The sequence below is a fragment of the Sphingoaurantiacus capsulatus genome (assembly GCF_042648405.1).
GTDB lineage: Bacteria > Pseudomonadota > Alphaproteobacteria > Sphingomonadales > Sphingomonadaceae > Sphingoaurantiacus > Sphingoaurantiacus capsulatus.
Genome location: NZ_JBHRXV010000003.1, coordinates 44,462 through 57,191 on the forward strand (window position 1 = coordinate 44,462; position 12,730 = coordinate 57,191).

A 12,730-nucleotide genomic window follows, 5' to 3' on the forward strand; every position below is an offset into this window, starting at 1 on the left:
AGCGAGCCGCTCGCGCGGCACACCCTCACCCTCCCACCGCTTCGCGGCGGGCCCCTCCCTCTCCCGCAAGCGGGCGAGGGGTATTTGTTACGGCGTGACCAGCGGGAAGTCGGTGGGCGGACGGTCGAACAGCTCGCCGAAGCCGAGCAGCGCCAGCGGGTTGCCGTCGATCTTCATCACGCCTTGGCCCATCAGCTCGCGCGCCGTCGTCTGCCCGCCGAGCATGGCGAGGATGGCGGCGGTCGGCGCGGTGATGGTGGCTTCGACCTTCTCGGGGGCGCCCGCCTCGTGAATCAGCACGCCGTTGGCGATGCTGACGAGGTGGCGCTCGCCGCCGGCAACAAAGGCGATCTTGAGTTTCTTGTTGCCCGCCTTTTCGGGATCGAGACGGACGGCGAGCAGGTCGAGCAGCGACGACATCGGCATGGCGCGGGCCACGTCGAAGGCCGCCGTCTCCGAGGCCGGGGTCGCCGCCGCGCCGCGCAGCTCCTGCGCGCCCGACAGGTAGATATTTCGCCACGGCGCCGACTCGGCGCGGTAGCCGAGCTGTTCGAGCGCGTCGGCGAGCGCGGCCTTGGCGGCGGTGTTCTGCGGTTCGGCGAACACCAGCTGTTTCAGCAACTCGACCGCCCAGCGCTCGTCGCCGGCCTTGCGGGCGTCGGCGGCGAGCGAAAGCAGCTTCGCCGAGCCGCCGAGCGCCGCGACGTAGCGCTTCGCCACATCCTCGGGCGGTAGCGGATTCAGGTTGGACGGGTTGCCGTCATAATGGCCCATGTAGCGCTGATAGACGGCGCGGGCGTTGAAGCTGGGGCTGCCGTAGTTGCCGCGGTTGAACCAGGCGCTGGCCAGCACCGGCGGCAACTCGATCATGTTGCCGATCTCGATGCCGGTGTAGCCGCGGTTCATCAGCCGCACGCTCTGGTCGTGGAGATATTTATACGCGTCGCGCTGCAGTGCCACCGACTCGGCGATGTCCTTCTGCCCCCAGCGCGGCCAGAAATGCGAGGTGAACAGCGCCTCGGTGCGGTCGCCGTAGCGGCGCAGCGACTGGGTGAGATAATCCGCCCACGCCTTCGAATCGCGGATCAGCGCACCGCGCGGCGTCAGGATATTGTGCATCGACCCGCCGAAATTCTCGGCAAGGCAGAGCGCCTTCAGCGCGGGGAGATAGAGGTTCATCTCCGCCGGCGCCTCGCTATTGGGCGTCAGCTGGAACTCGACCGCGACGCCGTCGATGGTCGCGGTCTCGCCGGTCGCCTTCACCTCGTGCGTGGGCGCGATCAAGGTGATGCTGCCGCCCGAGGCGCGCGGGCCGATGCCGGTGCCGACATGTCCCTGCGGCCCCGCCGGGAGCCGCGAGCCGAACATATAGCTGGCGCGGCGGCCCATCGCGTTGCCGGCGATGACATTCTCGCTGACCGCATGCTCCATGAAGCCGGCGGGCGCGTAGATCGCGACCTTACCGGCCTTGACGTCGGCTTCATCAACGACGCCGCGCACCCCGCCGAAATGGTCGACGTGGCTGTGCGTGTAGATGACGGCGGTGACCGGCTTGTCGCCGAGATGCTTTTTGACGAGGCCGATGGCGGCGCGCGCGGCCTCGGCGGTGGTCAGCGGGTCGATGACGACATAGCCGGTGGCGCCGCGGATGATGCTCATGTTGGAGAGGTCGAAGCCGCGCACCTGCCAGACGCCGGGCGTCACCTCGTAGAGGCCGTGCATCGCGGTGAGCTGGGCGTTGCGCCAGAGGCTCGGGTTGACGCTGTCGGGCGCAGGGCCCTTCAGGAACTCGACCTGGTTGAGATCGCGCACCACCGCGCCCTTGGCGTCGCGGATCAGCCCGTCGGGCAAGGTGCCGATGAAGCCCTTCTTCGCGCGGTCGAAGTCGCTGGTGTCCTTGAACGGCAGCGCCTTCAGCACCGCCGCGTTCGCCGCCTTGGTGCCCGCCGTCGGCTCCGCTGCCTGCGCCGTTCCCCCCAGCAGAATCGCCGATATCGCGATCAGCCCCCGCATCTCGCCCTCCCCTGTTGTTTGCGGCATGCTGCGCCGATCAGCGAGGACCGGCAATATGGCGAAGATCACAGGGTTGGGCGGCGTCTTCTACAAGGTGAAGGACACCGCGGCGACGAAGGCCTGGTATGCGGAAAAACTCGGCATCGGCGGCGAATGGGGGACGATGTTCCGCCTGTCGGACGGCGGGGCGGAGGGCTACAGCCTGCTGAGCCCCTTCAAGGCCGAGACCGACTATTTCGCGCCGAGCATCCTGCCGTTCATGATCAACCTGCGCGTCGACGATCTCGATGCCTTCCTTATCGAGCTGAAGGGGAAGGGCGTCGAGGCGATCGGCACGCAGAACGAGGACTATGGCAAGTTCGCGTGGATCGTCGATCCGGACGGGGTGAAGATCGAACTGTGGGAGCAGATCGGCCCGGCACCGGTCTAACCGAGATCGATCAGCCAGCGGGTGACTTCGCCTTCATCGCTGCGGCTGACCAGCGTCCAGCCGCGCTCGCGAACGAACGCCGGCACGTCCGCGTGCGCCGCCGGGTCTTCGCTTAGCAGCTCGACACGGCCGGTCATCCCTTCGGCCGCCTTGCGCAGCCGGAGCACCGGCAGCGGGCAGCGCAGGCCGCGCGCATCGACGTGAATGACAGGTTGGCTTTCCACCCCCCGCGCTTAGCATGGCCGCAACGACCAAGGGGAGGGTTAGCGATGTTCAGGGACGATCTGCTGAAGGGCCAGAAGATTCTGGTGACCGGCGGCGGCACCGGGCTCGGCAAGTCGATGTCCGAGGCATTCATGCGGCTCGGCGCGCATGTCATCATCTGGGGCCGGCGCGGCAGCGTGCTCGACGAGACCGCCGCCGAAATGCGCGAGGCGACCGGCGGCACCTGCGATGCGGTCGCCGTCGACATCCGCAACGCCGGCGCGATCGACGAGGCGATGGACGCGGCGTTCGAGGGCGGCGCGCTCACCGGCCTCGTCAACAACGCCGCGGGCAATTTCATCAGCCGCACCGAGGATCTGTCGGCGAACGCGTTCAACGCCATCGCCTCGATCGTCGCGCATGGCACGTTCAACACCACGGTGGCGACCGGCAAGCGCTGGATCGAGGGCGGGCACAAGGGCAGCATCCTGTCGATCGTCACCACCTGGGTGTGGGTCGGCGGGCCGTTTACTGTGCCGTCGGCGATGTCGAAGGCGGGCGTCGCGGCGATGACGCAGAGCCTTGCTGTCGAATGGGGGCCGAAAGGCATCCGCGCCAACGCCATCGCGCCGGGCCCCTTCCCGACCAAGGGCGCGTGGGACCGGCTGATGCCCGAACCGGCGATGAAGAAGCTCGGCGGCGCCAACAGCCTTGGCGATACCGGCATTCCGCTGCGCCGGCTGGGCGAGCATCGGGAGCTGACCAACCTCGCTTCCTTCCTGATGTCGGACGGCTGCGACTATCTGACGGGCGCGGTGATCCCGCTCGACGGTGGCCAGTGGCTGACCAGCGGCGGCAATTTCCACGCGCTCACCAATCTCGACGACGGCGACTGGTCGGCGATCCGCGAGACGATCGCGGCGAGCAGCGCCGCCGATCGCGCCAAGCGCAGCGCCTGACCGACTATCGCGGCGCGGGCGGCTCTGGCATGAGGCGCGGGTGACTTCGGCCCCGCCCTCGCGCCACGCGCTCAGCTTCATCTTTTTCACCGTGCTGATCGATACGATCGGCTTCGGCATCGTCATCCCGGTGCTGCCCGAGCTGATCATGGAGCTGACGGGCAAGCCGGTGAACGAGGCGGCGCGGATCGGCGGCTGGCTGGCGTTCGCCTACGCGATCACGCAGTTCGGCTGCGGGCCGCTCGCGGGCAATTTGTCCGACCGGTTCGGGCGGCGTCCGGTGCTGATCGCCTCGCTGCTCGCCTTTGCCGTCGACTATGCGCTGATGGGCTTTGCGCCGACCTTGGCGCTGCTGTTCGTCGGGCGGATCATCGCCGGCATCACCGGCGCGTCCTACACCACCGCCTATGCCTATATCGCCGACATCAGCCCGCCCGAAAAACGCGCGCAGAATTTCGGGCTGATGGGCATGGCGTTCGGCTTCGGCTTCATCATCGGGCCGGCGATCGGCGGCCTCGCCGGCGAGTATCTCGGGACACGCGCGCCGTTCTTCATCGCCGGTGGCCTCGCCCTCCTGAACGCCGCCTACGGCTGGCTGGTGCTGCCCGAGAGCCTGCCGCCCGAGCGGCGGCGAAAGTTCGATATCAAGCGCGCCAATCCGGTCGGCACGCTGATCCAGCTGAAGCGCTACCAGCCGGTGGTGCTCGGCCTCGCCGCGGCGATGTTCGCCTGGCAGCTCGGCCACCAGTCGCTGCAGGGCACCTGGAATTTCTACGCCATCTATCGCTTCGACTGGTCGCCGGGAATGATCGGCGCCAGCCTTGCCGCGGTCGGTGTAACCGCCGCCATCGTGCAGGGCGGGCTGGTGCGCATCATCATCCCCAAGATCGGCGAGTATCGCGCGGTGCAATACGGCCTGATGTCGGGCCTCGCCTCCTTCGTGATCTACGCGGCGGCGACCGAGGGCTGGATGGTCTATGTCGGCATCCTCGTCGGCGCGCTGTCGGGCCTGGCCTATCCGTCGATGAACGCGCTGATGTCGCAGCGGGTCGAGCCCGACGCGCAGGGCGAGCTGCAGGGCGCCGTCGCGTCGCTGCTCAGCCTGTCGACGATCATCGGCCCGCCGCTGATGACGCAATTGTTCGGCTATTTCACCAGCGCCGCCGCGCCCTTCCCGTTGCCGGGGGCGGCGTTCCTGCTGGCGGCTGTCCTGACTCTGGTAAGCCTGCTGCTCTTCCGAAGAGCGACCGCCGTTAGCGGATCTGACGGATCTTGATGCCCCAGACGTGATAGATCTGGGCGAAGCCCCAAGCGGGGAAGATGCGGCGTTTTCCGTGCCGGCCGCGCACGATGTAGAGCCCCGAGGGGTGCACCCACATATTCTGTGACAGCTCCTGCGATTCCTCGACGAGCCGGTCCTTGTCCTCGGACGTGTAGCGCTTGGCGATCGTCGCGGGGCCGACGGGCGTTACCAGCGCGGGCCGTGTGAAGCTGCGATAGACGGTGAAGGCGATGAAGGCGACGAGCAGCGCCATCAGCACGAAAATCCAGCGCATCCAGCCGAGCGGTGTGTCGCCCCCCGCCACCGCGCCGCCCTGCGCGGCACCGGGCGCCGAGCTGAGCTGACCGCCGCCTGTTTCCGCCTTCGGATTGCCGAGCTGAACCCCGACCTTGGGGTCGACATAGGATTTCTGGCCGCCGTCGGCGATCGGCGCGGCGCTGATCGTACCGTCGTCGGAGTTCATCGGCTCGACCTGCCCGTCGCCGCCGTCGGCGAGCAGCCCACCGTCCTGATCGACGCTGACGAGGTAGAGCGGGCGGTTGGTGCAGGCGACCTTCAGGGTCGTGACCGTCACCGTCTGCCGGTAGACCTGATAATGGGTGACGTTGGGGCAGATGCCGCCGAGGCTGTTGATCGAATCGCGCAGCAACCCCGCGATCTCACGGACGTTTCCGCCGTCGTTGAGCGCGATATAGGCCTGCTTGCCGAGCGCCACCGCCTGCGATTCCGGCGGGCCGGGCTCCTTGGCGATGGCGTCGCGCACTTCGCCAGCGACAGGCGCCGCAGCCGCGGCGGCGGGCGATCCGGCGGTCGGTGCGGAAACGGGCGGGGCGGCGGCAGGAACCGGGCCGGCGGGCGTATCGGTGGGCTGCGTTGCAGGCACGGCGGCGAGCGGCGCGGACACCAGCGCCGACAGCAGGACCGCGATCCGCGATACTTTCGCCATGCTCCCCCTTATAAGCATCGGCCTGCCCTAACCCATATCAACCCGCCTGTCAGCGCCTACGCGCGACAAGTTGATGAGGAGTGACAGTTAAAGCGGGAAGTTCCGCGAATGGTGCTGCCGGCGAGGATTGAACTCGCGACCTCAGCCTTACCAAGGATGCGCTCTACCACTGAGCTACGGCAGCAGGCCATTCGCGTGAGGGGGGCGTATGAGGATGCCGCCGTTGGTTGTCAAGCGAAGGCGACAGCCGTTAAGGACGAAACATGGCGGATGCGACGAAAGAGACCCGCGAGGAGCGGCTGGCCAAGGCGCTGCGGGCGAATCTGCAGCGTCGCAAGGCCCGCGACCGCGCCGAAGACGAGGCCAGCAAGGCCGATCCGGCGAAGGACTAGCCCGCCTTTTTCCAGACTTTCGCCAGCGCCGCGTCGCGGCCGCAGCCGATCCGGTACATGCGGTAGCGGCCCGGATTCTTCACATGGAAATCCTGATGCGATGCATCGGCGGCGTAGAAGGGCGCGGCGGGCAGGATCTTCGTCGCGATCAGCCCCGGCAGCACGCCGCTCTTCGCCAGTTTTGTCTTCGACGCCTCGGCGGCGACACGCTGGTCAGCTGTGACAAAGATCGCGGTGCGATAGCTGGCGCCCTGATCGCAGAACTGGCCGTCGGGATCGGTCGGGTCGATCGAGCGCCAATAATGGTCGAGCAGCTGCGCGTATCTGACGCGCTTCGGGTCATAGACGACGCGCACCGCCTCGAGATGGCCGGTGCCGCCGCTGACGACCCGATCATAGCTGGGGTTGGCGACCTTGCCGCCGCTGAAGCCCGAGGTGGTCGAGATGACGCCCGGCACCTTGTCGAAGGCGACCTCGGTGCTCCAGAAGCAGCCGCCGGCGAACACCGCGGTTGCCGCCTGCGCGGCGCCGCCGGTCAGCAGCGCCACCATCGCGATCAAGCCTTTACGCATCACGCCCTCCCCGCCGGCAGGAATTTCATCGCATCGCCGTTCATGCAATACCGCAGCCCGGTCGGCGGCGGTCCATCCTCGAACACATGGCCCAGGTGACCACCACAGCGGCGGCAATGCACCTCGGTGCGCACCATCATCAGGCTGCGGTCGACCGTGGTGCCGATCGCGTTCTTCAGCGGCTGATAGAAGCTCGGCCAGCCGGTGCCGCTTTCGAACTTGGTCTTCGCGCTGAACAACGGCAGCGCGCAGCCGGCGCAGGCGAAAATGCCCGCCCGCTTCTCGCGGTTGAGCGGGCTCGACCCCGGATATTCGGTCTTGTGCTTGCGCAGTACCGCGAACTGGTCGGCGGTGAGGCGCTTGCGCCATTCAGCTTCGGTCAGTTCGACCTCGAAGCGCTTCGCCGGCTTGCCAGCACCACCGAGCGCGATGGCGCTGGCCATGCCCGCAAGTCCGACGAAAAAGCGGCGGCGATCCAACGAATTGATCATCATCTGTCCCTCTCCACACGGAGATAGGTACGATCGCCGCCGATACTTGGCTTTCGCCTGCGGCGGCTAGCCGCGCTTGGCGGCCAGCGCCTTTTCGATCGCGGCCATCACTTCGGGCGCGTCGGGCTTGATGCGGGTTCCGAACGCGGCGATCAGCTGGCCGTCGCGGCCGACGAGATATTTGTGGAAATTCCACTTCGGCACGTTGTCGGCGCCGAGCTTGGTGGCCGCCCAAGTATAGAAGGGCGCCGCCTGCGGGCCGGTGACCTTCGCCTTTTCGGTCAGCGGGAAGCGGATGCCGAACTTCGATTCGCAGAATTCCGCGATCTCCTTGTTCGAGCCGAACTCCTGCCCCTTGAAGTCGCCCGACGGCACGCCGAGCACGGTGAAGCCCTTCGCCTTGTAGGTCTCATGGACCTTCTGCAGCGCCTCATATTGCGGGGTGAAGCCGCAGAAGGAGGCGGTGTTCACCACCATCATCACCTGCCCCTTGTACTTGGACAGCGGCAGCGGCTTGCCGTCGATCGACGTCATCCTGATGTCGTAGGCCGAGCCGATCTCGGTCGGCGCCTTGGCCGGCGCGGCGGCGATCACCGCCACGGCGGCAGCGGCGATGGTCAGATGCTTGTACATGGTGTCTCCCCTCACGTTAGGCCGAAGTCTAGGCGCAGTCGTGAGGGGTGGGAAGCGGTCAGATCGGCCGCGTCGCCTCGACCAGCCAGGCCTGCACATCGTCGGGCAACAGCGGCGACAGCTCGTCGCGGACGCGGGCGTGATAGGCGTTGAGCCAGTCGCGCTCCTTCTTCGTGAGGAGGTCGACGTCGACGAGCGCGAGATCGATCGGCGCGAGGGTCAGCGTCTCGAAGCGGAACATCTGCTTTTCGGCGCCGGGGATGTCCGCCTTCACGACGAGAATGAGGTTCTCGACGCGCATGCCGTATTCGCCGGTCTTGTAATAGCCCGGCTCGTCCGAGAGGATCATGCCTTCGACCAGCGGCTCGTCGCCGCCGGTCTGGCCGCTGCCGGGCAGCGCGATGCGCTGCGGCCCCTCATGCACCGCAAGGAAGCTGCCGACGCCGTGGCCGGTGCCATGAGCATAGTCGAGGCCGACTTCCCACAGTGACGCGCGCGCCAGCGTGTCGAGCTGCACGCCGCGGGTGCCCTTGGGGAAGATCGCGGTGGCGACGGCGATATGGCCCTTCAGCACGCGCGTGAAGCGGTCGCGCATTTCGGCGGTCGGCTTGCCGACGATCATCGTTCGGGTGACGTCGGTGGTGCCGTCGACATATTGCGCGCCGGAATCGATCAGGAAGATGCTGTCCTGCTCGATCTTGCGGTTGGTCTCCGGCGACACGCGATAGTGGACGATCGCGCCGTTCGGCCCCGCGCCCGAGATGGTGTCGAAGCTCAAATCCTGCAGCATGTTGGTCTCACGCCGGAAACCCTCGAGCCGGTCGGCGGCGATCATCTCGTCGAGGCCGCCCTTGGATGCCTCCTGGTCGAACCAGTGGAGGAAGCGGGTGAGCGCGGCGCCGTCGCGGACATGCGCCGCCTTCGAGCCTTCGATCTCGACGGCATTTTTCGCGGCCTTCGGCAGGATGCAGGGATCGCGCGCCTCGACGATCTTCGCGCCGCCGGCGTTCAACGATTCGAAGATCGCGGCGACGCAGGTCGCCGGGTCGGCGACGACGGTGCCGCCCAGCGCCTCGAGCGCGTCGGCGAAGTCACCGCGCGGGCGGATCGTGACGTCGGGGCCAAGATGGTCGCGCAGGCCACCATCGACCTTGCCCGGATCGACGAACAGATCGGCGGTCGCATCGGCGCGGACGATGGCGAAGGCGAGGCCGACGGGCGTGCGCGACACGTCCTTGCCGCGGACGTTGAAAGCCCAAGCGATCGAATCGAGTGCGGCGACGACGGTGGCGTCGGCCTTGCGGTCCTTGAGGAAGCTGGCGATGGCGCGGCGCTTGTCCGCCGACGGCTGGCCGGCGAGCGAATCGGGATGCGGGATCAACCGCTCGGGCGACGGCGCCGGGCGGTCGCGCCAGACGCGGTCGATCGGGTTCTCCTCGATCGCTACCAGCTCGGCGCCCTTGTCGGCGAGCGCCTTCGCCGTCGACTGGACCCAGCCCTTGGTGTGAAGCCACGGGTCGTAGCCGATGCGGTCGCCGGCCTTCATCTGGCCGCCGAGCCAGTCGGCTACGTTGGTGTCAGGGATGCTCTGGTAGCTGAACAGATTGCCGTCGACCTGGTCGCGAACCTGCAAGGTGTAGCGACCGTCGACGAAGATCGCTGCCTTGTCGGCGAGCACCGCCGCCGAGCCGGCCGAGCCCTCGAAGCCGGTGAGCCAGGCGAGCCGCTGCGCATAGGCGCCGACATATTCGCTCATATGCTCGTCGGTGAGCGGGATGACGAAGCCGTTGAGCTTCTGGCTGCCGAGCTGCGTGCGCAGCGCGTCGATACGATCCTTGTGCGTGGACATGACGCCTCCGAAAATTCCGTGAGACGGAAATAGTCCTCGACGCGTCATGATGCCAGTGTGGAGTCCCCTCTCCCTTGAGGGGAGAGGGAGGGGCCCAGCCGAAGGCTGGGAGGGTGAGGGTGATCTCTCAGCCTGGGGACCGCTCGCGCGCGGCGTACCTCGCTCCGGCATCACCCTCACCTTCCCACTTTGCTTCGCAAAGCGGGCCCCTCCCTCTCCCCTCAAGGGAGAGGGAATACGGAATCGACGTTTCGTGATCGGCGGCTTAGGAGCAAGCATGTCGAACGCGCCGATTGCCCCCACCCGCCCGCACAGCTTCACCCATCACGGCACCACGCTCGAGGATGGCTATGCCTGGCTGAAGGACCCCGGCTATCCGCAGGTGACTGACGCGGACGTGCTGAACCACCTGAAGGCGGAGAATGCCTGGTTCGAGGAGTCGATGGCGCCGCTGAAGCCGCTGATCGACACCTTGTTCGAGGAGATGAAGGGCCGGCTGAAGGAGGATGATTCGAGCGTCCCGCAGAAGGACGGCGACTTCCTCTACTGGTGGGCGTTCGAAAAGGGCGGCCAGTACCGCAAATGGTGGCGGCGTCCTGTTGCCGGCGGCGCCGACCAGTTGCTGCTCGATGAACCCGCGCTCGCCGAGGGCAAGGATTATTTCCGGCTCGGTAGCCTCGGCGTCAGTCCCGACGGTACGCGCCTTGCCTATATGATCGACGATGACGGGTCGGAGCGGTTCAAGCTGCGCATCCGCGACATCGACGCCGCCGCCGACATCGAGACGGTGACCGACGCCGCGATCGGCCAGGCGGTGTGGACGGCCGACGGCCGCGCGGTGGCCTGGACCGAGGTCAACGATAACTGGCGGCCGTTCCGCATCCGCCTGCATCGGCTGGGGGAGACGGGCGACGACACGATACTGTATGAGGAGGCCGACGCCGGCTTCTTCGTGGGAGTGAGCCGCAGCCAGGACCGCCAGTGGCTGATCGTCCACGCCGCCGACCATGTGACCAGCGAAGTACGGCTGATCCCGTCGAGTGACCCGACCGCCGCGCCGCTGCTGGTGGCGCCGCGCCAGCCGGGGCGCGAATATGAAGTCGATGTTCGGAACGGCGAACTGTTCATCCGCAGCAACGACACCCACCCCAATTTCCGCGTGGTCACCGCGTCGGTGGCGGCACCGGGCGAGTGGCGCGAGCTGATCGCGGCGTCGGATCGCCACTATATCCGCGGCCTCACCTCCTTCGCGCAGGTGCTGGCGATCAGCGAGCGCATCGACGGCCTCGACCAGATTCGGCTGCGCGATGTCGCGGGCGGGGAGCATTACATCCCCTTCCCCGAGGCGAGCTATGCCGCCTCGCTCGCCAACAACCCCGAGTTCGACCCTGCCGCGCTGCGCCTGACCTATGAGTCGATGGTCACGCCGGCGACTGTCTACGACTACCATCTCGCCGACCACCGGCTCGAGGTGCGCAAGGTGCAGACGATCCCGTCGGGCTATGACGCCGACGCCTATGAGACGGTGCGGCTGATGGCGCCGGCGCGCGACGGGGCGCTGGTGCCGATCTCGGTCGTCTACAAGAAGGGCTTCCCGCGCGACGGCAGCGGGCCGGTGCATCTGTATGGCTATGGCGCTTACGGCCTGTCGATGCCGCCAGGCTTCTCGGCGGCGCGGCTGTCGCTGCTCGACCGCGGCTTTGCCTATGCCATCGCGCATATCCGCGGCGGCGACGACCTCGGCTACCGCTGGTACCTCGACGGCAAGCTGACCAAGCGCTGGAACACCTTCAACGACTTCGTCGACTGCGCGAAGCATCTGATCGCCGAAGGGTTCGCGCGCGAAGGCGGCATCTCGACCTCAGGCGGATCGGCGGGCGGCGAGCTGATGGGGGTGGTCGCCAATAGCAACCCCGAGCTGTGGAGCGCGGTGGTCGCGCATGTGCCGTTCGTCGACGTGCTCAACACCATGCTCGACGACAGCCTGCCGCTGACCCCGATGGAATGGCCCGAATGGGGCAACCCGATCGCCGACGCCGCGGCCTTCGAGCTGATCCGCAGCTACAGCCCCTACGATAACGTCGAGGCCAAGCCCTACCCGCCGCTGATGGTGACCGCCGGATTGAACGACCCGCGCGTCACCTATTGGGAGCCGGCGAAGTGGGTGGCGAAGCTGCGCGCGACCAAGACCGACGCCAATGCGCTGATCCTCAAGGTCAACATGGGCGCCGGCCACGGCGGCAAGTCGGGCCGCTGGGATTCGCTGGTCGAGGTCGCCGAGGAATTCGCCTTCGTCCTCCAGCAGACCGGCCGCGCCGATGGCTGAGCGCCCGCGCTTCGAGCTGGGCGTCGACCCGCAGCCCGAGGACATCGACGAGCTGGGGCACGTCAACAATGCCGTTTACGTGCGCTGGATTCAGGACATCGCGGTGGCGCATTGGCGCGCGGTGGCGCGCGCCGAGGATGTCGATCGCTATGTCTGGGTCGTGACGCGGCACGAGATCGACTATCGCCGCGCCACCAAGCTCGGCGAGCGGCTGATCGCGCGCACCTGGGTCGGCGAACCGGCGGGGGCGCGGTTCGATCGCTTCGTCGAGTTCGTCGGTGAGGACGGCAATGTGCGCGTGTCGGCGCGGACGGTGTGGGCGCTGGTCGAGCTGGCGACGATGCGGCCGATGCGTATCCAGCCCGAAATCGCCGCGCCCTTCCTCGGCTAGCGGATATTGCCCTTCAGCGGCACGCCGGTCATCAGCGTCACCAGATGCGCGGCCAGCACGCAGAAGACGAGGATGCCGAGGAACATCAGCCCGTTCCACGGCACATAGGACACGTCGCCGAGCCGCTTCACTTTTCGACGAGTGCCCCACAGCGAGCCACCAACGAGGGCTGCGGCGAACAGCATAAGCGTTACGGTGGTCTGAAAATCCATGTCCTAGGCTGGTAACCGGCTGGCTGCTAA

General features: G+C 67.3%; 14 protein-coding genes and 1 tRNA gene. 6 read left to right on the top strand and 9 right to left on the bottom strand.

The genetic code is table 11. The annotated features are described in order from the left end of the window. Window positions 1-87: 87 nt before the first annotated feature. Window positions 88-2,013 (bottom strand): alkyl/aryl-sulfatase, encoded by a 1,926-nt coding sequence (locus tag ACFOMD_RS03515; RefSeq protein WP_380856931.1) that lies wholly within the window; start codon window positions 2,011-2,013, stop codon window positions 88-90. A gap of 55 nt (window positions 2,014-2,068) precedes the next feature. On the opposite strand from ACFOMD_RS03515, the gene ACFOMD_RS03520 reads away from it, so the two are divergent. After that, the gene (locus tag ACFOMD_RS03520) at window positions 2,069-2,443 is read left to right on the top strand and encodes a VOC family protein (RefSeq protein ID WP_380856934.1); all 375 of its coding nucleotides are present in this window, start codon (window positions 2,069-2,071) and stop codon (window positions 2,441-2,443) included. Here ACFOMD_RS03520 and ACFOMD_RS03525 read toward each other — a convergent pair. Beyond that, window positions 2,440-2,667: a sulfurtransferase TusA family protein gene (locus ACFOMD_RS03525; RefSeq protein ID WP_380856937.1), complete on the bottom strand. Its 228-nt coding sequence runs from the start codon at window positions 2,665-2,667 to the stop codon at window positions 2,440-2,442. The two genes, ACFOMD_RS03520 and ACFOMD_RS03525, sit on opposite strands and share 4 nt — an antisense overlap. 45 nt (window positions 2,668-2,712) lie before the next feature. Here ACFOMD_RS03525 and ACFOMD_RS03530 point away from each other — a divergent pair, with 45 nt between their 5' ends. Together ACFOMD_RS03530 and ACFOMD_RS03535 are read left to right on the top strand one after the other, a co-directional pair. Continuing rightward, a complete protein-coding gene (locus tag ACFOMD_RS03530) occupies window positions 2,713-3,606 on the top strand; it encodes an SDR family oxidoreductase (RefSeq protein WP_380856940.1) in 894 nt (297 codons plus the stop codon). Window positions 3,607-3,646: 40 nt separating this feature from the next. Further along, entirely contained in the window at window positions 3,647-4,882 is a 1,236-nt protein-coding gene (locus ACFOMD_RS03535) for a TCR/Tet family MFS transporter (RefSeq protein WP_380856943.1), read from the top strand. On the opposite strand, the gene ACFOMD_RS03540 is transcribed toward ACFOMD_RS03535, so the two are convergent. After that, entirely contained in the window at window positions 4,860-5,834 is a 975-nt protein-coding gene (locus tag ACFOMD_RS03540) for a hypothetical protein (RefSeq protein WP_380856946.1), read from the bottom strand. The genes ACFOMD_RS03535 and ACFOMD_RS03540 overlap by 23 nt on opposite strands. A gap of 109 nt (window positions 5,835-5,943) precedes the next feature. Next, window positions 5,944-6,018: transfer RNA gene (locus tag ACFOMD_RS03545), tRNA-Thr, on the bottom strand. Between the two features lie 79 nt (window positions 6,019-6,097). On the opposite strand from ACFOMD_RS03545, the gene ACFOMD_RS03550 reads away from it, so the two are divergent. Next, window positions 6,098-6,226 carry a hypothetical protein gene (locus tag ACFOMD_RS03550; RefSeq protein ID WP_380856949.1) on the top strand — a complete coding sequence of 43 codons (129 nt, stop codon included), beginning with the start codon at window positions 6,098-6,100 and terminating at the stop codon, window positions 6,224-6,226. Here ACFOMD_RS03550 and msrA read toward each other — a convergent pair. The 4 genes from msrA to ACFOMD_RS03570 form a co-directional block, all read right to left on the bottom strand. Beyond that, entirely contained in the window at window positions 6,223-6,798 is a 576-nt protein-coding gene (gene msrA / locus ACFOMD_RS03555) for a peptide-methionine (S)-S-oxide reductase MsrA (RefSeq protein WP_380856952.1), read from the bottom strand. The genes ACFOMD_RS03550 and msrA overlap by 4 nt on opposite strands. Then, the gene (gene msrB / locus ACFOMD_RS03560; RefSeq protein WP_380857858.1) at window positions 6,798-7,289 is read right to left on the bottom strand and encodes a peptide-methionine (R)-S-oxide reductase MsrB; all 492 of its coding nucleotides are present in this window, start codon (window positions 7,287-7,289) and stop codon (window positions 6,798-6,800) included. The genes msrA and msrB overlap by 1 nt, the downstream gene beginning before the upstream one ends. A gap of 66 nt (window positions 7,290-7,355) precedes the next feature. After that, the gene (locus ACFOMD_RS03565) at window positions 7,356-7,922 is read right to left on the bottom strand and encodes a glutathione peroxidase (RefSeq protein ID WP_380856955.1); all 567 of its coding nucleotides are present in this window, start codon (window positions 7,920-7,922) and stop codon (window positions 7,356-7,358) included. A gap of 58 nt (window positions 7,923-7,980) precedes the next feature. Next, entirely contained in the window at window positions 7,981-9,771 is a 1,791-nt protein-coding gene (locus ACFOMD_RS03570; protein ID WP_380856958.1) for an aminopeptidase P family protein, read from the bottom strand. A gap of 277 nt (window positions 9,772-10,048) precedes the next feature. Between ACFOMD_RS03570 and ACFOMD_RS03575 the strand changes: the two genes are divergently transcribed. Both ACFOMD_RS03575 and ACFOMD_RS03580 read left to right on the top strand, forming a co-directional pair. Then, window positions 10,049-12,097, top strand: coding sequence for a S9 family peptidase (locus tag ACFOMD_RS03575; RefSeq protein WP_380856961.1), 2,049 nt, complete (start codon window positions 10,049-10,051; stop codon window positions 12,095-12,097). Continuing rightward, window positions 12,090-12,488: an acyl-CoA thioesterase gene (locus ACFOMD_RS03580; RefSeq protein WP_380856964.1), complete on the top strand. Its 399-nt coding sequence runs from the start codon at window positions 12,090-12,092 to the stop codon at window positions 12,486-12,488. The genes ACFOMD_RS03575 and ACFOMD_RS03580 overlap by 8 nt, the downstream gene beginning before the upstream one ends. Here the strand turns inward: ACFOMD_RS03580 and ACFOMD_RS03585 are convergent. Further along, on the bottom strand, window positions 12,485-12,700 hold the full coding sequence (locus ACFOMD_RS03585; RefSeq protein ID WP_380856967.1) for a hypothetical protein: 216 nt from the start codon (window positions 12,698-12,700) through the stop codon (window positions 12,485-12,487). The two genes, ACFOMD_RS03580 and ACFOMD_RS03585, sit on opposite strands and share 4 nt — an antisense overlap. Window positions 12,701-12,730 lie beyond the last annotated feature (30 nt).

What these genes read in the sequence shown, in the direction of transcription:
- ACFOMD_RS03515 (WP_380856931.1), bottom strand. Translation starts at nt 2,013, where the DNA reads ATGCGGGGGCTGATCGCGATATCGGCGATTCTGCTGGGGGGAACGGCG.
- ACFOMD_RS03520 (WP_380856934.1), top strand. Translation starts at nt 2,069, where the DNA reads ATGGCGAAGATCACAGGGTTGGGCGGCGTCTTCTACAAGGTGAAGGAC.
- ACFOMD_RS03530 (WP_380856940.1), top strand. Translation starts at nt 2,713, where the DNA reads ATGTTCAGGGACGATCTGCTGAAGGGCCAGAAGATTCTGGTGACCGGC.
- ACFOMD_RS03540 (WP_380856946.1), bottom strand. Translation starts at nt 5,834, where the DNA reads ATGGCGAAAGTATCGCGGATCGCGGTCCTGCTGTCGGCGCTGGTGTCC.
- ACFOMD_RS03550 (WP_380856949.1), top strand. Translation starts at nt 6,098, where the DNA reads ATGGCGGATGCGACGAAAGAGACCCGCGAGGAGCGGCTGGCCAAGGCG.
- msrA (WP_380856952.1), bottom strand. Translation starts at nt 6,798, where the DNA reads ATGCGTAAAGGCTTGATCGCGATGGTGGCGCTGCTGACCGGCGGCGCC.
- msrB (WP_380857858.1), bottom strand. Translation starts at nt 7,289, where the DNA reads ATGATCAATTCGTTGGATCGCCGCCGCTTTTTCGTCGGACTTGCGGGC.
- ACFOMD_RS03565 (WP_380856955.1), bottom strand. Translation starts at nt 7,922, where the DNA reads ATGTACAAGCATCTGACCATCGCCGCTGCCGCCGTGGCGGTGATCGCC.
- ACFOMD_RS03570 (WP_380856958.1), bottom strand. Translation starts at nt 9,771, where the DNA reads ATGTCCACGCACAAGGATCGTATCGACGCGCTGCGCACGCAGCTCGGC.
- ACFOMD_RS03575 (WP_380856961.1), top strand. Translation starts at nt 10,049, where the DNA reads ATGTCGAACGCGCCGATTGCCCCCACCCGCCCGCACAGCTTCACCCAT.
- ACFOMD_RS03580 (WP_380856964.1), top strand. Translation starts at nt 12,090, where the DNA reads ATGGCTGAGCGCCCGCGCTTCGAGCTGGGCGTCGACCCGCAGCCCGAG.
- ACFOMD_RS03585 (WP_380856967.1), bottom strand. Translation starts at nt 12,700, where the DNA reads ATGGATTTTCAGACCACCGTAACGCTTATGCTGTTCGCCGCAGCCCTC.